The organism is Roseibium sp. QJM3NY_11 (genome assembly GCF_056173175.1).
In genome coordinates, this window is record NZ_CM149660.1 from 1 (window position 1) to 19,583 (window position 19,583).

Below are 19,583 nucleotides of genomic sequence, written 5' to 3' on the forward strand. Positions count from 1 at the left end.
ATGCAGGTTCAGGAGGCAGGCGGCTCCGAACAGTGGAAACGGGTCAAGAAGCAGCTACGGGCCGAGCTGGGGGACGATGTGTTCACCAGCTGGTTCGCGCGCGTTGACCTTGAAGAACATCAGGACGGCACTGTGCGGCTGTCCGTTCCCACCCGGTTTTTGAAGCAGTGGATTCAGAACAACTACAATGATCAGCTGATGGGGCTGTGGCAGCGGGAATGTGACAACGTCCACCGTATCGAACTGACGGTCCGGGGGGCGATCCGGCCGCGCCAGGTGGTTGTGGCGAAACCGAGCCTCGCGGCGCCGCAGGGCACGCAGGCAGCCGGCACCGATGGCCGCGGCGAGGGCCTGGCCGATGCAGCGCAGGTCACCCGCGCCCAGGCGGCAACCGCCGCGCTCGGCCGCGGCGACACCGGCCCGGACAACACCCGGGACGTGCTGCAGGGAGCCTCGCTCGATCCGAAATACACGTTCGAAACCTTCGTTGAAGGAGAATCCAACAATCTGGCGCTGGCCGCGGCCCGTCAGGTTGCCGGCGGCGGAGCGGTCACTTTCAACCCGCTTTATCTGCATGCCTCCGTGGGCCTGGGCAAGACCCACCTGATGCAGGCTGTTGCCGCCAAGGCCCGGGCCGGCGGCCGCAAGGTGCTCTACCTGACGGCCGAGCATTTCATGTACAAGTTCGTGACCGCGCTGAAATCCCAGTCCGCCCTTGCGTTCAAGGAGAACTTGCGCACGATCGATCTCCTGCTCATCGACGACATGCAATTCCTGCATGGCAAGCAGGTGCAGCAGGAATTCTGTCATACGCTGAACGCCCTGATCGACGGCGCGCGCCAGGTGATCGTGGCAGCCGACCGGGCCCCCTCGGAACTGGACACCCTGGACGACCGCGTGCGCTCGCGCCTTTCCGGCGGCCTGGTCGTCGGCATTCAGGAACCGGACTTTGCCCTCAGGCGCAACATTCTGGAATCCCGTGTCGAAGCGGCCCGCAGAGCCTATCCGCAATTCGATGTTCCGGAAGGCGTGCTCGATTACGTCGCCCGCCATGTGGCCTCCTCCGGCCGAGATCTTGAAGGCGCCCTCAACCGCCTGATCGCCCACAATCAGCTGACCAATCATCCGATCACCCAGGAGATGGCGGAACTGACCTTGCGCGATCTGGTGCGCTCCAGCGAACCGCGCCGGGTCAAGATCGAGGACATCCAGCGGGTGGTCTCCAAACACTACAACGTCACCAAGGCGGACTTGCTGTCGGCCCGGCGGACCAGGACGATCGTGCGCCCGCGCCAGATCGCCATGTATCTTGCGAAGGTCATGACACCGCGCTCGCTGCCGGAAATCGGCCGCCGGTTCGGCAACAGGGATCACACAACGGTGCTCCACGCGGTGCGCAAGATCGAGGAACTGGCCCGTGCCGACTACGCGCTTGCACAGGAACTGGAACTGCTGAAGCGCATGCTCGACGCCTAGGTCCGCCGATGTCGGAGCCGTCTGACGGCGCGCGTTTGAACGCGGGGCGTTCCGGGACCGGAGCGTGAGCGTTTCGGGTGCGGGACCTGCACGATTGCCGACCAATTTTTGGGGGCGTTCCGATCGGACGCCCCCTTGATTTTGCAGCCGGTTAAGGGCAGGGTCTTACCCCGCTCCTCACCGGAGCCCCTGTCAGTTCAGCCGGGATTTCCACCCGGCCTTTCACGAGTTACGGAACGAGCGTATGAAAGCCACCCTCGAGCGGACCGACCTCCTCAAGTCCTTGACCCATGTTCACCGGGTGGTCGAACGCCGGAATACCATTCCCATCCTGTCGAACGTGCTGTTGCGCGCCGATGGCGGCGCGATCAATCTCAAGGCCACCGACCTCGACCTGGAAATCGTCGAATCCGTCCCGGCCATGATCGAGTTGCCTGGCGCGACCACGGTGCCCGCGCACATGTTCTATGACATCGTGCGCAAGCTGCCGGACGGCTCCCAGGTGGTCCTGGAGACAACCAGCGACAATGCGACGCTTGAAATCCGGGCGGGCCGGTCGCGGTTCACGCTGCAGATGCTGCCTGAAACGGATTTTCCGGACCTGACCGCCGGCGACTTCAGCCACGGCTTCTCGCTGACCGGCGCAGACGTTCGCAAGCTGATCGACACGACGCAATTCGCCATTTCGATGGAAGAGACCCGGTATTATCTCAACGGCATCTATCTGCACACGGTGGACACGCCGTCCGGGCAATTGTTCCGCGCGGTCGCCACGGACGGTCACCGGCTGGCCCAGGCCGAAGTGCCGGCCCCGGCCGGCTCCGCAGGCATGCCGGGCATCATCGTGCCGCGCAAGACCGTCGGCGAAATGCAGAAGCTCCTGGAAGATCCGGAAGCCAACGTGCAGATCGAACTGTCGGATACCAAGATCCGCATCACCACCGGCTCCGTGGTGCTGACCTCGAAACTCATCGACGGCACCTTCCCCGACTACGGCCGGGTGATCCCCCAGGGCAACGACAAGGAAATGCGCGTCGACCGGGACGAATTCAAGGAAGCCGTCGATCGCGTGTCGACGATCTCCTCCGAGCGCGGCCGCGCCGTCAAGCTGTCCCTGACCGAGGGCCGGATGGTGCTGACCGTGAACAATCCGGATTCAGGCAGCGCGACCGAGGAACTGGCCGTCGAATATGACGCGGATGCGATGGAAATCGGCTTCAACTCGCGTTACCTGCTCGACATCGCCAACCAGCTCAGCAGCGACACGGCCTTGTTCCGCCTGGCCGATTCCGGCTCGCCGACGCTGATCCAGGACAACACGGTCGACGACTGCCTGTTCGTTCTGATGCCGATGCGGGTGTGATCCGGACCGGCATTTTCAGGCAGGTGGACGCAGGGACATGACAGACTTCCGGACGGCGCAGCTGACCCGTCTGTCCCTGACCGGCTTTCGCAATCATGCCACCCTGTCGCTGACCCTTTCCGCAAGACTGGTCGCGCTTGTCGGCCCCAATGGCGCCGGCAAGACCAACATTCTGGAAGCAATCTCCTTCCTGACAGCCGGGCGCGGTCTGCGCAGGGCAACGCTCTCCGATATCGCGGACAGGCAGGGGGACGGCAGCTGGAGTGTTGCCGCCACCGTGCTGCTGGACGGCATGGAAACGAAAATCGGCACGGGGCTGGCGCCCGGCACCTCGGGCCGCAAGGTGCGGATCGACGGCGAGGACGTGCGCGGTTCGGAGAGCCTCCTAGACTACATGCGGGTGCTCTGGCTGGTTCCGGCGATGGACGGGCTGTTCACCGGCCCCGCATCCGACCGGCGGCGTTTCCTGGACCGGTTGACGCTCGCGCTCGACCCCGCCCACGGGCGCAGGGTCAGCGACTTTGAAAATGCGCTGCGCCAGCGCAACCGCCTGCTCGACCAGGGCGGATCCGATGCGTATCTCGGGGCCCTGGAGCAGCAGGTCGCCGAACTGGGAACGGCTGTTTCCATTGCCCGTGGCGAAACCGTCGGCCTGCTCGGGCGAATGATCTTCGAGCAGGCGGAGCAGGATCTCCCCTTTCCCCATGCCGCGCTTGCGCTGGAGGGCGCCTTCGAGGCCGAGACGCTCGGTCTTGGCGCTTCGGACCGTGAAGACGCCTACAGGCGCATGCTGCGGGACGGGCGTCCACGGGACCGCGCCGCCGGCCGGACCCTGAGCGGGCCGCATCTGAGCGACCTGAAGGTCCTGCATGCGGCCAAGGCGATGCCGGCGGGCCAGTCCTCCACCGGCGAACAGAAGGCGCTCCTGATCGGCCTCGTGCTCGCGCATGCGGATCTGACGTCCAAAGTGTCGGGAATGACACCGGTCCTGCTGCTCGACGAAGTCGCCGCCCATCTCGATCCGGACCGGCGCGCGGCCCTGTTTTCCAGGCTGCACAGCCTGGGCGGACAGGTGTTCATGACGGGAACCGACGAGGCCCTGTTCGAGGCCCTGCCGCCGGCCGCGGAGATGTTCGAGATCAGGGACCGTCAAAGCCGCCTGATCAGGGCAGCTTCCGGCTCTTAAAACCGCCTGAATCTTGTGGTTTTCCACCATAATCCCTTCGCTGGCTTGCCAGCGGCTCCGGCGTGGTTGAACCCCCGCCGGAACCCCGTATAACGGGGTTAGAAAAGACAACCCGATTGGTGATTGATTCGCATGAGCGACACGTCCACGTCCGAGCCACAGCCGACCCCGGAAACAGAAGGCAACGCCGAATACGGCGCCGACAGCATCAAGGTCCTGAAGGGCCTCGACGCCGTCCGCAAACGGCCAGGCATGTATATCGGCGACACGGATGATGGCTCCGGTCTGCATCACATGGTCTACGAGGTGGTCGACAACGCCATCGACGAGGCGCTGGCCGGTCACGCGGATCTGGTGACGGTGGCCCTCAACGCGGACGGGTCCGTCACCGTGTCCGACAACGGGCGCGGCATACCGACCGACGTGCACTCGGAAGAAGGCGTATCGGCTGCCGAGGTCATCATGACCCAGCTTCATGCCGGCGGAAAGTTCGACCAGAACTCCTACAAGGTGTCCGGCGGCCTGCACGGTGTGGGCGTGTCCGTGGTGAACGCCCTGTCGACGCTGCTGGAGCTGCGGATCTGGCGCAACGACCAGGAACACCGGATGACCTTCTCCCACGGCGACGCCCAGGAGCCGCTCAAGGTCGTCGGTCCGGCCAACGGCAGAAAGGGCACGGAAGTCACGTTCCTGCCGTCTCCGGAAACCTTCACCAGGATCGAATTCGACTTCGGCACGCTGGAACACCGCCTGCGCGAACTTGCCTTCCTGAATTCCGGTGTCCGCATCACCCTCACCGACAAGCGCGGTGTGGAAGAGGTGACCGAAGAACTCTACTACGAAGGTGGGCTCGAGGCCTTTGTCCGCTATCTCGACCGCGCCAAGCATCCGCTGATCGAAGACCCGGTCGTCGTGAGCGCGGAAAAGGACGGCATCACCGTCGAGGCGGCCATGTGGTGGAACGACAGCTACCACGAGCACGTGCTGTGTTTCACCAACAACATTCCGCAGCGGGACGGCGGCACCCACCTGGCCGGCTTCCGCGCCGCCCTGACCCGCCAGGTCACCGGCTACGCGGAATCGACCGGACTGATGAAGAAGGAAAAGGTCTCCCTGACCGGCGACGATTGCCGCGAAGGCCTGACCTGCGTTCTTTCCGTCAAGGTGCCTGATCCGAAATTCTCCTCGCAGACCAAGGACAAGCTGGTGTCCTCCGAGGTGCGTCCGGCCGTCGAGAACCTGATTTCACAGACCTTGAGCGAATGGCTCGAGGAAAACCCCGCACCGGCGAAGACGATCGTGTCCAAGGTGGTGGAGGCCGCATCCGCGCGCGAGGCCGCGCGCAAGGCGCGCGAGCTGACCCGGCGCAAGGGCGCTCTCGACATCGCCTCCCTGCCCGGCAAGCTGGCCGATTGTCAGGAACGCGACGCCTCCAAGGCCGAACTGTTCCTGGTGGAGGGCGATTCCGCCGGCGGCTCGGCCAAGCAGGGCCGGCACCGCGAAAACCAGGCCGTTCTGCCGCTGCGCGGCAAGATCCTCAACGTGGAGCGCGCGCGCTTCGACAAGATGCTGTCCTCCAACGAAATCGGCACGCTGATCACGGCGCTCGGCACCGGGATCGGCATGGAAGAGTTCAACATCGAGAAACTGCGCTACCACAAGATCATCATCATGACCGATGCGGACGTGGACGGTGCCCATATTCGCACGTTGCTGCTGACGTTCTTCTTCCGCCAGATGCCGTCGCTGATTGAAAACGGCTACATCTACATCGCCCAGCCGCCGCTCTACAAGGTCAAGCGCGGCCAGTCCGAACAGTATCTGAAGGACCAGGCGGCGCTGGAAGACTATCTGATCGCACAGGGCCTCGACGAGACCTCGCTCACGCTCGCAAACGGCGAGGTCCGCACCGGTCAGGACCTGCGGACCGTCCTGGACACCGCCCGGACCATTTCCGATATCTTCGACGGTCTGCATTCGCGTTACAACCGGGATGTGGTCGAACAGGCCGCGATCGCCGGCGCCCTCAATACCGACACGCTCGAAGATCCGTCCAAGGCGGAAGAGGTGGCGGCCTATATCGCCCGCCGCATGGACATTCTGGCAGATGAATTCGAGCGCGGCTGGACCGGTGAAGCACGCGAAGACGGCAGCCTGGTGTTCCGGCGCACGGTTCGCGGCGTGGAGGAAGCGGCGACGATCGACCCGGCGCTGCTCGGGTCCACGGACGCGCGGCGCCTTGCCGCCCACGCGGCCCATCTGAACGAGATCTACGGCAAGGCCGCCGTGCTCCGGCGCAAGGACGTGCCCATGGAAATCCGCGGCCCCCGCGCCCTGCTCACCCAGATCTATGCCTTCGGCCAGAAGGGCATTTCCCTGCAGCGCTACAAGGGCTTGGGCGAAATGAACCCGGAACAGCTCTGGGAAACCACGCTGGACCCGAATGTCCGCTCGCTGCTGCAGGTCAAGGTGAAGGAGGCGGACGACGCCGACGACATCTTCACCAAGCTGATGGGCGACGAGGTCGAACCGCGCCGCGAGTTCATCCAGGACAACGCCCTGGCCGTCGCCAATCTCGACATCTGAGATCGTTGCAGGGAAGCGCATAAAGCTTCCCCGGGCCGTTGCTTCGCTTCGGATCGATTTGATGAATTACAGCTGCCGTCCATTGCTCGACGAACAAAGGTCTGAGAAGGGCGGGAGGCGGGCTTTCGTTGCGATGTGAACGAACGACTGAAATGGGGCCGAAAGGGGCCGGTTTAGTCTTGAATACTGAACCGAGGATAGCTGTCATTTTTCATGGCTTGAGTACCAGCGGCGAACTTCCGAACATACCCGGAAAGGAAAGTGTTTTATGAAGCGGCTCAGGACTGGAGCATCCATTGCGTGCATGGCAAAATGGCGACATGGCAGATGCAATTGAACTAGATAGCGTTCACACCACCCTTATTGGCTTCACAAAACGCGCTGAGAAGGCGAGTGAAGAAAGCTTAGTGGAGACATTCGTTGACACTGCGCCGCTGTTCGCTCTTCTAGCGACACAGAACAATCAAGTGATCTATGGTCGCCGCGGAACAGGAAAGACGCACGCACTCAAGGTACTTGCGGAGCATGTAGAGCAAAAGTTCAACGCCATTCCTGTTTTTTTAGACATGCGCACGATTGGTTCGAACGGCTCAATCTACACAGATGGATCGCGATCGCTCGCAGAACGCGCATCAACTTTGTTGGGTGACGCGCTTTCCGGTCTTTTGAATGAATTTTACTCAATTGCTCTGACCGCGATTGAAGGCCACCCCCACCCAGGTGAGGTCACCCGACGGTTAGATTCACTCCAAGAATCAATAACCACTATTAAGATCACTGGCGATGTCAGTGAAGAAACGACAAGTGCACAAAAAGACCAATCCGCGACTTCGGGCAAGATGACCGCGTTGGTGTCGGCCAAGCCAACGCTTGAAAGCGAATTGGGTAGCTCGAACTCTAGAGAGAAAATCGATCAACGCATCGTTTCACGGGCTGGAAGCGAGAGACTTCATCTAACGTTCGGATCCATTGCTGGTGCCCTTGCCGACATGGTCGCAATTTTGGGTGGCCGCCGAGTATGGTTTTTGATCGATGAGTGGAGTGAAGTACCGATCGACCTGCAGCCATACCTAGCAGATCTTCTTCGGCGTGTTGTTCTTCCTGTCAACGAAATTACAGTTAAAATCGCCGCGATTGAACATCGCACTAATTTTGCGATCCTTAAAGATCGTGGAGAGTACATTGGGCTCGAACTTGGCGCAGATGTATCGGCCGACTTAAATCTTGATGATTTTCTAGTGTTTGACAATAATCAGGAAAAAGCTACTGAATTTATTTCAGACTTGATATTTAGACACTATCAATCTTCGCCGGACGACCATCCTTCCTTCACCGATCCAAGTCATTTAGTCGCGGCGATATTCACGCAACGGCCAGTTTTTGAAGAGTTTGTGCGCGCCGTGGAAGGTGTACCTCGTGATGCACTGAATTTGATCGCCAAAGTCGTCACGAAAGCTTTCGGTAGGCAGATCGCCATGAACGATGTCCGGGCAGGAGCGCGCGACTGGTACAATCAGGACAAGGCGGCCGTGATCAGAAATGATACGCTCTTGGCCGATCTGCTACAGCATATCATAGCCGAAGTTATTGGCACTCGTCGTGCTCGAGCATTTCTCTTATCATCCAAGTCAAGGCACAATGGTGTCGAAAAACTATTTGATTCTAGACTGCTTCACATTCTGAAAAAAAACGTTTCATCTCATGATGATCCAGGTCAACGATATGATGTATATAAGATCGACTACGGTTGTTATGTTGATTTAATAAATACAACGAAGGCGCCGGCAGGCCTATTCCAAATGGACGATGAGGAGTTTACAGAAGTACCTCATGATGATTACCGCTCAATACGGCGTGCCATACTAGATCCAGATGCACTGATCTCATCTGAGGCGAAGTCCGCTTAGCGTCCGTTTCTAGGAACTGTATATGAAGCGCTGAACGACCAAAATGGCGGCGCGTAGCTGTCGTTGAACCAATAGTTGTTGAAAGGCCGCTCCGGGCCGTTTGTGTCGGCCAGGCATCTGCCAAAGTCAGGGCTGGAGCGCCTCAAGGCTGCCTGGAGCGCGTTCCGGAAGTTTGCCGTCACCGAAATCGTCAGGATGGGAGCAGCCAGCGAAAGGCGCCGCGCAGGAATACCTGTCCGTTCTCGGTAATCGGTGCCCCATGGGCGATAAGGACTTTTTCACTGGGCCAAGCCAGAATGCGACGGAGCGCTGCGCGGGCGGTGGTACGGTCAGTGAAGGCAAGCCTGAATTTTCGTGGAACAGACGGTTCCCGTGCAACCATCAGATCAAGGCGGGCCACGACCCCGCGCCAACCCTTGAACCAGCCTGATGGAAACTGCTGCAACAGATCCGCGAAGAGGACTGTGCGGCTGGCACGGTGAAAGAGGACGGACTCAGTGGTGATCCTGTTGCCTCTAACCACCACAACTTCAATTTGCCCTTCCCAGCCAGAAGTGGTGAGATCTCCTATCTCGCCGGCTATGGCTAGATCCGGTCGGTTTTCGCGCAAACCTGGAGGAGCGAAGATCCACGCGTCCGGATAAGCACTCTGCCAATCGCTGATGAAGCTGTCGTGTAAAGTGTTAGGTGGAATCAGATATCGTACTATGCCTAAGGCATCGACGGATGCGCACAGCTCTGGTGAAAGCGCTACGGGAGACCACAGCACGAGTTCGCCGTTGTTTAGGCGGATGATGGCCATGCGGGTGGGATAGTGAAACCCGGCGGCGGCTGTCACCGTAGGGCCATTAGAGATCCAGATACTTGGTCCGAACTCTTCGAGCATAGCTCGGCACTCCAATATTTACACATGTGTAAATTTACCCTACTGTGTAATTATGGCAAGTCCGAAACGCAAAGAGCGCTCACGAACTCTTATCCTCGACGCAGCGGAGGTCGCGTTCCGAGAATTGGGCTTCGACCGAGTCTCGGTTAAGGAGATTGCCAGCCGTGCTGGCCTGACGCGCAAGACTGTCTACAACCTTTTCGGCTCAAAGGAAGAAATCGCACACAGTCTCATCGCACGGGCGGAGGCCCAGGACACTGGCTATCGCGACCGCATCACCGAGGAGCAAGATGCCGTGGCGCTTCTCGAAACCGTTCTGATCGACAGCGCACACTGGTGTCTTGCCAATCCCACGCTGGCAAAGCTCGCTCTAGCCCCATCCGAGAGGCCATCACTTGCGCCGCCGCCGCACCGCCCCTCATTTCAAGGCCTTGTACGAGACATACTGGCGCTCGGCCAGAAACAGGGGCGCATAAGGAAAGATGAAGCAGCAGAATTCATGGCATTGCTTGTGCTGGGGGTTTTTGGACAGGCGATCCTAAGCGCGCTCCAGACAGGAGAGGTTCCCGCGACTGACATCCGGAAGATTGTGCGTTTAGCGGTGGAAGGGATCGGCGATGGTGTTTCCCTTAAACCGCAGTAACCGCTAAGTTTGCACTGCCAATTTCACCGAGTGACCTGGTTTGGCAGTTGCCGCGAATGTCTTCTTCGACTTGCTGCGCCGCAGCTACATGGTGTCGGACGAACGGCGGCTTCGGGCCGAACTAGCTTCAGCTACTGCTTGAAGGGAACGACGTTTGACCCGCCATTGGCAAATGCAACGGCACCTTCAGTGCGAATGGTTGTAAGTGCCTCATCAAACGCTGTTTGGTCGTCGTCGAAGAGATCATCCCAAACAATGGATGTTCCATCTTCGGTCACAACTTCCAGCGACCAGCCGTCGCCACCTTCCAGTTTGTAGATTTCCACCTTTAACGGAACCCCATCCTCAATGATGCGCTTAGAGGCGCTTGATATGACAAGATTGGGTTCACGTTCCATCTGAATGCCTCGCTGGCTTGCTACAGCTTTATAGGGTCGTTGAGTGCAAAAGCCAACGTCCGCAATGCGGATGCTGCCTAGCAACATTGCCATAGATGCTAAATGACAGCTCCGGGCCGAAAGCCACGGTGTGTCCGCTTTAGCGACATCGCTTTCAGAACCGACAATCTCCTCCCGCTCTTCCCGGGCCCGCCGACGCGCGCGCCAGCAACATCCATCGGAAGGTGCCGGGCTTCGCGCCATTGCCCGGGTGACTTGCCCGTAGATGAAGTTGAACGCGCGGCTGCATTGAGAGGAATTCACGCAGCCGTCCCGGCGCGCCAGCGCCAGGAAACAGTATCGCGCGCGGCCACTCGCTCGGGCCATTTGGGCCGCCCGGGCCATTCGAAAACGTCGTCAGCGATGATAGTGTATTCTATTTTAATTCAATCCTCGATTGAACTTCCGGCAGGCACAGGCTAAGCTCGGCCGGGCGTAAATCCGCGTCAAAATTCCCGGGAGGTGGTTTGTTCGATGACCCGACATTTGTTGAGATCTGTGCTGGCAGGCGCCTTTTTGGCCGTTTTCGCCGCCCTGGCGGGCCAATCGGTCCGCGCTGACGACATTTGCTTCGGCGGCCCCTTGAGCGGCAACACGGAAGCGCAGGCAAAATGCCCCGGCGTCTGCAGCAATGCGGGCGGCAGCTTCTCCGGCTCCTGGACCAGCGACCCGGCGACTGTCGGCAACGCGGGCTGCGCCTTCAGCACCTCGGTCTGCGGGTGCAGCGGCGTGCCCGCCTCCGGCAAGATCAACCTCGCCTACTACATCGACGCGCCCAACACCGGCGATCAGCCTGTGATCGGGACCATCACGAGCGACCAGATGACCGCGCTTGGCAGTTCCGACTTCACCCATATCGTGTTCGGCTTCGGCAATATCTGCACAAGGGACACCTGCGGGCAGTATGGCAACCAGCCCACCGACGACCCGATCGCGGTGTGGAACGTCAACCCGGCCTTTTACAACGGCGCCACCAATGCAGGCGCGGCCGAGGCAATACAGACCCTGGCCGCCACGGGCAAGGAGCTGTACATCTCGGTCGGAGCGGCCTGGAACCCCGAGACCTGGTATCTGTTCGGCTCCACCGACAGCACCACCGTGACCGCCGCGGCCAAGGAATTCCATACCTTCTTCAAAGCCTATGGCTTCACCGGGGTCGACATCGACTTTGAGCCACTCACAGACGGCACCGGTCTTTGCGACTCCGATATCGAGCGTTGCAAAACCGGGATGGTGACCTTCATCACGGCGTTGAACGCGCAGGCCACGGCAACAGCAGGCGACCCGGCGATCAACTGGTCGATGGCACCCTATCGAACCCAGCAGGGGAACGTCTCGGGCGCGAATGCCGACATCTATTCGACGCAGTGGCAGTACTGCATGTTCCTGGAAGCGCAGGGTGACGCCAGCAAGGTGCTGGTGAACCGGCAATACTATGACGGCGGCTCCGCGGGTCACACGCCCGCATCCGTGGTCAGCGCGGTCAAGAAAGAGCTGCAAACGAAGTTCCAGTGCAGTTCCGGCGGCCCGACCCATCAGATCAGCGCCGCGCAGCTGAACCCGCTGCTGGGGGTGAACCTGCCCCTCGCGCACAACCCGAACTGCCAGTTCCCGGTGGGCGCGATCACCGCGCCCTGCGCGCAGTTCGCCTCGGCCATCGTCAAAGCGGAGCCGAACATAGCGGGGGTGGGCGCCTATGACCTGAACAACGACCTGAGCAGCGTCAACGACATTGCGACCTACGCCGCGCAGATCAACGACGGGCTTGTCAACGGCGCGGCTGCGAACAACTAGTCCCATCGCGAGCCCATCGCGAGCCTCGTGGCGGGACGAGCGCCTATTGCACGCGCTCCATCACATCGCGTGCAATACAGAGTTCGGCGGCAGACCTCGGCAAGTTGGCGTCTGAAAGAGACCGGCCCGCGCCACAGGTCCTGTCCTGTCCAGCCGGAACATGTGCCATTCGGGACAGGCGTCAACGTCCGGGCCAGGGTACCGGCTTGCCGAAATAATAGCCCTGGGCGGCTTCGATGTTCAATTCGCCCAGCAGTCTGGCTTCCCTGGCCGTTTCCACATGTTTGGCAATCACCTTGATGCCGAGTTCGTGAGCGGCGCGCACCAGGCCCGCCAGGATCGCCGCCTTGCCGGGCGCCTCCACCACCTGCTGGGTGAGGCCGGCTTCCAGCTTGAGCCATTCAACCCGCAGTCCCGTCAGCCGGGACAGCACCGGCCAGTGTCCGGCAAAATCGTCGACCGCCGTCTGGCAGCCGAGATCGGTGACGAACTTGAAGAAGGCTTCGACAACCGCCGGCTCGCGCAGGAAGTCCTTTTCGCCGATTTCCAGGCACAGTTTGGAGGCGAGCAGCGGATTGGCCGACAGGCGGTGATACAGACCGTCGCGGAACCCCGGGTCCCGGGCGGATTCCACCGAAACGTTCATCGTCAGGATGGCCCGTCCCGTGTTGCACTCGGCAGCGTCCAGCACCTTGTCGAGGGTCCAGGCATCCACCTTTGCAATGACGCCCGACCGTTCAGCGGCCGAAATCCAGGCCCTGGAGGAAAGCCCCGCGGCGCGGTCGCCCTGAAGGCGCAGGAGAATCTCGGATCCGAAGACCTGCTGGTCCTTCAGACGGATGATCGGCATCGCGAACAGGGTCAATTCGTTGCCCCGGAAGCTGCCCGGCTCGGGAAGCTCCGCACGGCCGGCGTCCTGGGTCCGGCATTCGGCCGGGGCGACAGTGTGGATCTGCACCGAGCGGCCGCCGAAGCGCTTGCCACGCAGACAGGCCCTGTCGGCCAGACCCAGAATGAGCGCCGCATCGGTGGCGCCAAGCGGCAGTCCGTCGCCGACGAAGGCAACGCCGATCGAGCCGCCGATGGTGAACACGCGGTCGCCGACCTCCAGACGGATCCGGTCGAAGCCGTCGAGGATTTTTCCGGCGAGTTCGAGCGCCGCTTCCTCGCTGGCGGCCGGAACCATGCCGGCGAACTCGTCGCCGCCGATCCGCGCCGCCGTGCCGACTTCACCCAGCGTCGCGCGCAGACAGGCCGCCACCCGCAGCAGCATGTCGTCGCCGACATCGTGACCGCCGAGATCGTTGACCTTCTTGAATTCGTCCAGATCGATATAGAAGACGGCAAGCCCGTCGCCCGCGGTCCGGTCCCTATCCTGATCTCCTGCCTCTCCACCTGCTTCTCCGGCGGCCACGCCTCCGGCCCCGTCACCCGCTAGGCGGCACAGTTTCCGCTTCAGCGCGCGCGTGAACGCCCTCCGGTTTTCCAGACCCGTCAGGGGATCGAGATAGGCCAGCCGCCTGTTTTCGGCGGTTTCACGAGGGCAGTCGACGTTACGCCGGATGATCGCCATCGACGCCCCGATGCGGGACGCCCCTGCAGCGGCCGTCAGGCTGTGCCCCGTGCCGTCGACCGGAGCGGGAATGGGAACGACGCGAATCTCGCACATCTGCCGTTCATCGGTAAACGCGGCGGTCTCGAAGCTGCGGGTTTCGGGCACGTAAAGGCTCTGTGTCCTGCCCGCATCCAGACCTTCCAGCGTTTCAGCGAACAGGTCGGCATCATGGTTGCTGCTAATTGCGTCCAGCAGCACGGCCGCCTTCTCGCCGGCGCTCTCCGTCCCGTTGAAAATCACGATGTCATCCGGAAATTGCGCCAGGAATTCCTCGGCGGCCAGCAGCCGGGGGGATGCCGTCTGCCCCACCGGGGGCGTTGCGATTTCGTCCTTTGCGCTGTCCGCCAGGTCGAACTGGACCAGCACCGCGCGGCGTGCGGCTGTCAGCGCAATGAATGTCGTGCAGATCAAGTGACGGCAGAAAACCTCGCCGGATCGCAGCAGGATCGTGCCGCTGGCCTGCGCCGGCACGCCCGCGAAGGCGGCCGCCAGGACCGCCTCGCAGCGGTTCCTGCTGCTCTCGGCCAGAAGGTCCTTCAGGCGAGCAGGAACCTGCAAGACGCCCCTGTCCGCACACACCGTTTTCAGGCGGGTGTTGTGAACGAGAATGCTGCCGTCCTGCGTGACAAAGGCCGCCGCGTTCGGCAGCACTTCCAGCAGGGACGCATGGAAATCCGAAAGTATATCGCTGTCCGCACGACCGGTCTGATCCAGCCGGCCGTCAATGAGCCGATGGCTGACTTGCACCATACCGCCCTTTCAAAAAATTGCCGTTTAAAAGGCGCATACTCAAACACACACTGCGCCGCCCCAAGATCAAAATAACTAGCACAGTTCAGTTCGCAATTTCGGCGCCGAAAAAATACCCACAAATCTTAGGATTATTATAGTAAACAAAGTTTTTTGGTATCTGAATAAAATATAATTAAAATTTTATTCAACTACTATTCAAGATTCACTTTCACTCTGATATCACGCCATATTTTCATCATGCCACTGACTTAAAGACGCCTTGGCGACCTGCTATGGAGAGCGCCGCTGACCCGGGCCGATTTCAGCATGTGTGGACAAAGTCGCGGCCGGACAACTCTCATGAGGCGAATCATGCCCAGAACGCATCTCCTGCGTGCCCTCACCGGCACTCTCATGGTCCTGGCCGCCGGCGCCGCCGCACCGGCCCAGGCGTCCGCGATCCAGCAATGCGGCAAGGCCTCCTGGTACAAGCTGCGCGGCACGACAGCCAGCGGAGAACAAGCGGACCCCGCCGGACTGACCGCCGCTCACAGGACGCTCCCCTTCGGCACGCTCGTGGATGTGACCAATCTGTCGAACGGCAAGACCGTGACCGTCCGTATCAACGACCGGGGCCCCTATGCGAAGGACCGGGTCATCGATGTGACCTTGGCCGCCGCCAGGGAACTCGGCTTTGTCCGCAAGGGTGTGACCCGGGTCGAGGTCACGGGCAGCGGCGTGCTACACGCGGACAAGCATAAGCAGTTTTGCCGATAAATACGCGTAAAAAGAGACAAAACCGCTGCGAAACAGCACGGAAATTCATCGAAGCAGGCAATTTAAGTTATTGATATAAATAGATTATTTTGTATTTTAATTGGTCCCGGAATGACTCAACATGAATAACGATCAGTCGCATTAAAGTGAATCAAAAAATAAAATATTTTACGGTAATGACATTCTCGAAAGATGCCGGTAAAGTTGCCGCCGTGGTCGATGGGGCCACGTGCACAGTAACTTTATTCGCGCAGTCTTAACCGGCTGCGCGTTTTTTTTGCCGTCCGAATTAACAGCACCGAAAAAGGCGCCCCCAAACCAATCTCCCGGCAGGTCCGTATTGGTCCCGCTCCGGTCTTTCGTTGACCGCCCGGTCCGAACCGGCACGCCCGGCCTCAGACCGGCCTGCCCCCGGCCAGTTGCTCCAGCACCTCTCCCGCATGCGCTTTCAGGGCCTTGCGTGTGTCGGCGTCCATGGCCGCCCAGGTGGCATAGGGCCGGTTGAGGCGCGGATTGCCTTTCAGCACATCCGCGTTGCGGTCGAGGAAATCCCAATAGAGCGCGTTGAAGGGACAGGCGCCCTTGCCGGTGCGCCGGCGCACGTCATAATCGCAGCCCTTGCAGTAGTCCGACATCTTGTTGATGTAGTTGCCCCCGGACATGTAGGGCTTGGAGCCCAGCAGGCCGCCATCGGCGAACTGGCTCATGCCGAGCGTGTTCGGCAGCTCGACCCACTCATAGGCGTCCGCATAGACCGCAAGATACCATGCGTGGACCTCCTGCGGCCGGACCCCGGTGAGCAGCGCGAAATTGCCGGTGATCATCAGTCTCTGGATATGATGCGCATAGGCCTCCTCGATCGTCTGGGAGATGGCCTCGCGCATGCACCGCATGCGCGTTTGCGCGGTCCAGTAGAAGTCCGGCAACGGCGCAAAGGCGTTCAGCGCATTGCTGTCGCCATAGTCCGGCATTTCCATCCAGTAGATACCGCGCACATATTCGCGCCAGCCGAGGATCTGGCGGATGTAGCCTTCCGCGGCGTTGAGCGGCACCTGGCCGTTCCTGTAAGCGGCCTCGACCTTGCGGCACAGGTCCATCGGGTCCAGCAGCCCGGCATTCAGATAGACCGACAGCATCGAGTGGAACAGGAATTTCTCGCCGCGCAGCATCGCGTCCTGATAGGTTCCGAACCCGGCCAGCGCCTCTTGAAGGAAATGATCGAGCGCCTCCTGCGCCTGATCCCGGGTCACCGCAAACCAGAACGGTTCCAGATCGCCGATATGATCACCGAACCGCCTGGCGACCAGTTCCAGCACCTCCCGGGTGATCCGGTCGGGTTCGAACCGTTGCGGCGCCGGCATGAACAGATCCGCCTTCGCCGGCTTGCGGTTGTCGGCGTCGAAGTTCCATTTGCCGCCGGCGGGCTTGCCGCCCTCCATCAGCAGCCCCGTCTTGCGCCGCATCTGGCGGTAGAAATGCTCCATCCGCCGTTGCCTGCGGCCGGACGCCCAGGCGCGGAACTCCGACACGGAACACTGGAACCGCGTGTCGGTGACGATGTCCACCGGCACACCCAGGGCGGACGGCCAGGCGCGCATGTCCTCCAACACCCGCCATTCGCCGGGCTCGGTCACCAGGACCCTTTCCGGACGATGGCGTGCCGCGGCCCGGGCGACCTCGCCCTGAAAGCTGCCGGTGTTGCCGTCCGCGTCGAGCGTGACGTAGTCGACCTGCCAGCCGGCCGCGCGCAGCTCTTCGGCAAAGTGGCGCATGGCGGCAAACAGGAAGGCGATCTTCTTCTTGTGATGGCGCACATAGGTCGCCTCCCGCCACACCTCGGCCATCAGCACCCGGTCGGATGCGGGGTCCGCGCGCTTGAGGCTGGAAAGGTCCGGTGAAAGCTGATCGCCGAGAACGACGACCAGGTTGCGGCAGGGCTGCGGATCGCTCATGGGGCCTTCCGTGTCCGTGTCAGATGTCCTCTCTACGCAGCCGCCCTGCCGCCCTATCACTCCGGAGGCATTTTTTTTGCAAAAAACCTGACCGCCAGGCGCGCGCCGGCGTCTCGCCGGACCGACGACCGGCCGCACGTCCCGGCTCTTTCGGCCACCGCCTGCAATCTTGTCCAAAATCTCACAAAGCCATTGCTCAGGGCCGCCCGATCTAGTATCAGACCCCTCTATCCGCCGCGCAGCTCTTGCGCGCGCGAAGAGCACCCGTAGCTCAGCTGGATAGAGCGCTGCCCTCCGAAGGCAGAGGTCACAGGTTCGAATCCTGTCGGGTGCGCCATTTTTTTCAAATAGTTGCTGATCGCTGGATTGTCGGCTGATACTGCCGTAGGCCAATCATCATATCGCTCCTATGCGGCCCGCGGGTCGCCAGGATCCCCTGGCAAGTCGATGAACGGTGACGACTTCGCGCCCTCGATGTCGGCAACGCACGCCAGAACGCCTTCCATGTTCATGAAGTGGCTGTAGAGGTTGCCGAGGCTGACGCCCGCCTGGCGCGCGATGTCGCGTTCGCCAGTCTGGTGATACCCTTCTCAAGAAGGCAAATGACCGTCGCGTGGACGATGCCAAGCTTGCGCGGATGTGCGGGCCATTGGTCTTCTTTCATGGGACGAGGCTGGCTCCAGACAGGCACGTGACGGGCCCCAGACTGAGGGCCCAGACAGGCACGACCGTCTTCTGCCGGGCAGTGTCCCGCTCCCGTTTCCGACGGCGTCTGGCGGGGAGCGGCGGTCGATCGGGCGCGGCCTTACTGGATAACGGCTTCGCACCTGGCCTTGACGGCGGCGATATTGCCGGTGTCGTCCTGCACCTCGATCCTGAGGATGGTGCCGCCGGCGCTGGTCAGAATGGCGAGCGTGCAGCTGTCACCGGCCGGTTTGGGCACCTTGGAATAGGTTTTCGGGTTGGTGGAGGACCAGTAGTAGACAAGCTGCTTGGGATCGTCCTGCGTGACGATCTTGCCGGTTGCGTCCTTTTTCAGCGCCTGATCCAGGCCGATCACCTGATCGGGCGGACCGTAGGCTTCGAAGAAGGCAGCCGAACTCCGGCCGACATAGTCGCTTTCCAGTTGAGGCGACTGGCTGGTCGACTGGCAGCCGGCGACGGCCAGGACCGCTGCCAGAACCGCAGGCAGCAGGGCGGTGCGCGGGAACCGGCTTCTGCCGGCGCCTGCCGAAAGGACATCAATGCAACTCTTCAGCGCGGATTTCCCGAGCATGCGCTTCGGCTCATGTGTTGCCAGCCTTCCTTGCGGATCTTCCTTGCCAAGCCTTTCCTTGCCAAGACTTTCCGGGCCGCGACTTTCCGTGTCAGCCTCTGCGGTCAGGAAATCGTCAGTTCCAGCGCCGGATGCAGACGCTGCAGGTTGCGAAGCGACTTGGATTGCCAGGGGATCGACTTGGACCCCAGCACCCGGACACCGACTTCCGGCTTTTTCCTGATTTCGATGGTGAATTTCGCAAGCAGGTTGATCCCGGAACTGTTCAGGAATTCGAGACCGGTCAGATCCAGCGTGATGAGTTCCGGCTTGGCGTCCAGAATGGAATTCATGATCTCGAGAATGGGCGCATAGGCATCGGTGCCGGACAGCCGCATCGTCCCCTCATAGTGGATGGCGGTGCCCTCAGTCCAAACGCGGTAATCGTTCGTGCTGATTTCCATTGTGATTTCTTCCTTTGGAATATATCGGCGATCAGGAAAGTCGCAAAGAAGCAAATGTCGTCAACTCAAGGCCTTCACTTACACGCTCCGACGCGAAAGACCAGCCCAATTCGGCCCCGTAGTCACTCATCAGGGTGAGCAGCCCGAGGCCCGATCCGGAAGAATCCGGGTCAAGCGCATTTTCTTCAATGCGTTCCAGCAACAGTTCCCCGGGCTCGCGTCGCAGCAATTCCGTCAGCAGTTCCTGGAACCGCGTCGCGGTTTGCCGATCAACACAGTTCGTGATCTGGATCTCGAAGGTGTCGGCCTGGAGACTGCTGTGGATCTCAATGTTGCCGCCGTGGCGGAACTTGACCGCATTTTCCAGGATCTCGTTGATCATGTAGCTGATGGAGTGGCGCGCATCGACGTCATCGATCTGGCCGCCGCAGGCCCGGCTGAAATACTCGCCGATGAAATCCGACGTGATCCCGCAATGATGCCAGCTCAGGTCCAGCGGTTCTGCCATCA

The 19,583-nt window shown here is 61.0% G+C and carries 16 protein-coding genes and 1 tRNA gene; 9 read left to right on the forward strand and 8 right to left on the reverse strand.

Going from position 1 to position 19,583, the window contains the following annotated elements; genetic code table 11:
• The 5 genes from dnaA to AC0VX3_RS00025 all read left to right on the forward strand — a co-directional run bounded on the left by dnaA (nt 1) and on the right by AC0VX3_RS00025 (nt 8,518).
• Nucleotides 1-1,476, forward strand: coding sequence for a chromosomal replication initiator protein DnaA (gene dnaA / locus AC0VX3_RS00005; RefSeq protein WP_348142561.1), 1,476 nt, complete (start codon nt 1-3; stop codon nt 1,474-1,476).
• A 244-nt stretch (nt 1,477-1,720) separates the two neighbouring features.
• The gene (gene dnaN / locus AC0VX3_RS00010; protein ID WP_342891704.1) at nt 1,721-2,839 is read left to right on the forward strand and encodes a DNA polymerase III subunit beta; all 1,119 of its coding nucleotides are present in this window, start codon (nt 1,721-1,723) and stop codon (nt 2,837-2,839) included.
• Nucleotides 2,840-2,876: 37 nt separating this feature from the next.
• The gene (gene recF, locus AC0VX3_RS00015; protein WP_475523007.1) at nt 2,877-4,025 is read left to right on the forward strand and encodes a DNA replication/repair protein RecF; all 1,149 of its coding nucleotides are present in this window, start codon (nt 2,877-2,879) and stop codon (nt 4,023-4,025) included.
• 132 nt (nt 4,026-4,157) lie between these two features.
• The gene (gene gyrB, locus AC0VX3_RS00020) at nt 4,158-6,611 is read left to right on the forward strand and encodes a DNA topoisomerase (ATP-hydrolyzing) subunit B (RefSeq protein WP_475523008.1); all 2,454 of its coding nucleotides are present in this window, start codon (nt 4,158-4,160) and stop codon (nt 6,609-6,611) included.
• Nucleotides 6,612-6,907: 296 nt separating this feature from the next.
• Nucleotides 6,908-8,518 (forward strand): ORC-CDC6 family AAA ATPase, encoded by a 1,611-nt coding sequence (locus AC0VX3_RS00025; RefSeq protein WP_475523009.1) that lies wholly within the window; start codon nt 6,908-6,910, stop codon nt 8,516-8,518.
• 190 nt (nt 8,519-8,708) lie between these two features.
• Here AC0VX3_RS00025 and AC0VX3_RS00030 read toward each other — a convergent pair whose 3' ends face one another.
• Nucleotides 8,709-9,404 (reverse strand): DUF4336 domain-containing protein, encoded by a 696-nt coding sequence (locus tag AC0VX3_RS00030; RefSeq protein ID WP_475523010.1) that lies wholly within the window; start codon nt 9,402-9,404, stop codon nt 8,709-8,711.
• A gap of 52 nt (nt 9,405-9,456) precedes the next feature.
• On the opposite strand from AC0VX3_RS00030, the gene AC0VX3_RS00035 reads away from it, so the two are divergent.
• Nucleotides 9,457-10,047: a TetR/AcrR family transcriptional regulator gene (locus AC0VX3_RS00035; protein WP_475523011.1), complete on the forward strand. Its 591-nt coding sequence runs from the start codon at nt 9,457-9,459 to the stop codon at nt 10,045-10,047.
• Nucleotides 10,048-10,178: 131 nt separating this feature from the next.
• Here the strand turns inward: AC0VX3_RS00035 and AC0VX3_RS00040 are convergent, their stop codons facing one another.
• Nucleotides 10,179-10,445 (reverse strand): hypothetical protein, encoded by a 267-nt coding sequence (locus AC0VX3_RS00040; RefSeq protein ID WP_475523012.1) that lies wholly within the window; start codon nt 10,443-10,445, stop codon nt 10,179-10,181.
• Nucleotides 10,446-10,958: 513 nt separating this feature from the next.
• Between AC0VX3_RS00040 and AC0VX3_RS00045 the strand changes: the two genes are divergently transcribed.
• Complete coding sequence (locus tag AC0VX3_RS00045; RefSeq protein ID WP_475523013.1) at nt 10,959-12,278, forward strand: glycoside hydrolase family 18 protein; 1,320 nt, start codon at nt 10,959-10,961, stop codon at nt 12,276-12,278.
• A 181-nt stretch (nt 12,279-12,459) separates the two neighbouring features.
• Here AC0VX3_RS00045 and AC0VX3_RS00050 read toward each other — a convergent pair whose 3' ends face one another.
• Nucleotides 12,460-14,643 carry an EAL domain-containing protein gene (locus AC0VX3_RS00050; protein WP_475523014.1) on the reverse strand — a complete coding sequence of 728 codons (2,184 nt, stop codon included), beginning with the start codon at nt 14,641-14,643 and terminating at the stop codon, nt 12,460-12,462.
• Between the two features lie 354 nt (nt 14,644-14,997).
• Here AC0VX3_RS00050 and AC0VX3_RS00055 point away from each other — a divergent pair, with 354 nt between their 5' ends.
• Complete coding sequence (locus AC0VX3_RS00055) at nt 14,998-15,402, forward strand: septal ring lytic transglycosylase RlpA family protein (protein WP_475523015.1); 405 nt, start codon at nt 14,998-15,000, stop codon at nt 15,400-15,402.
• Between the two features lie 395 nt (nt 15,403-15,797).
• On the opposite strand, the gene AC0VX3_RS00060 is transcribed toward AC0VX3_RS00055, so the two are convergent.
• Complete coding sequence (locus AC0VX3_RS00060) at nt 15,798-17,354, reverse strand: cryptochrome/photolyase family protein (RefSeq protein ID WP_475523016.1); 1,557 nt, start codon at nt 17,352-17,354, stop codon at nt 15,798-15,800.
• Nucleotides 17,355-17,614: 260 nt separating this feature from the next.
• Here AC0VX3_RS00060 and AC0VX3_RS00065 point away from each other — a divergent pair.
• Nucleotides 17,615-17,691: transfer RNA gene (locus tag AC0VX3_RS00065), tRNA-Arg, on the forward strand.
• 70 nt (nt 17,692-17,761) lie between these two features.
• Here AC0VX3_RS00065 and AC0VX3_RS00070 read toward each other — a convergent pair.
• The 4 genes from AC0VX3_RS00070 to AC0VX3_RS00085 form a co-directional block, all read right to left on the reverse strand.
• On the reverse strand, nt 17,762-17,914 hold the full coding sequence (locus tag AC0VX3_RS00070; RefSeq protein WP_475525256.1) for a hypothetical protein: 153 nt from the start codon (nt 17,912-17,914) through the stop codon (nt 17,762-17,764).
• A gap of 245 nt (nt 17,915-18,159) precedes the next feature.
• Nucleotides 18,160-18,630, reverse strand: a complete 471-nt coding sequence (locus AC0VX3_RS00075; protein ID WP_475523017.1) for a hypothetical protein — start codon at nt 18,628-18,630, stop codon at nt 18,160-18,162.
• Nucleotides 18,631-18,734: 104 nt separating this feature from the next.
• Nucleotides 18,735-19,073, reverse strand: coding sequence for a slr1659 superfamily regulator (locus AC0VX3_RS00080; protein WP_475523018.1), 339 nt, complete (start codon nt 19,071-19,073; stop codon nt 18,735-18,737).
• Nucleotides 19,074-19,104: 31 nt separating this feature from the next.
• Nucleotides 19,105-19,581, reverse strand: a complete 477-nt coding sequence (locus AC0VX3_RS00085; protein WP_475523019.1) for a slr1658 superfamily regulator — start codon at nt 19,579-19,581, stop codon at nt 19,105-19,107.
• Nucleotides 19,582-19,583 lie beyond the last annotated feature (2 nt).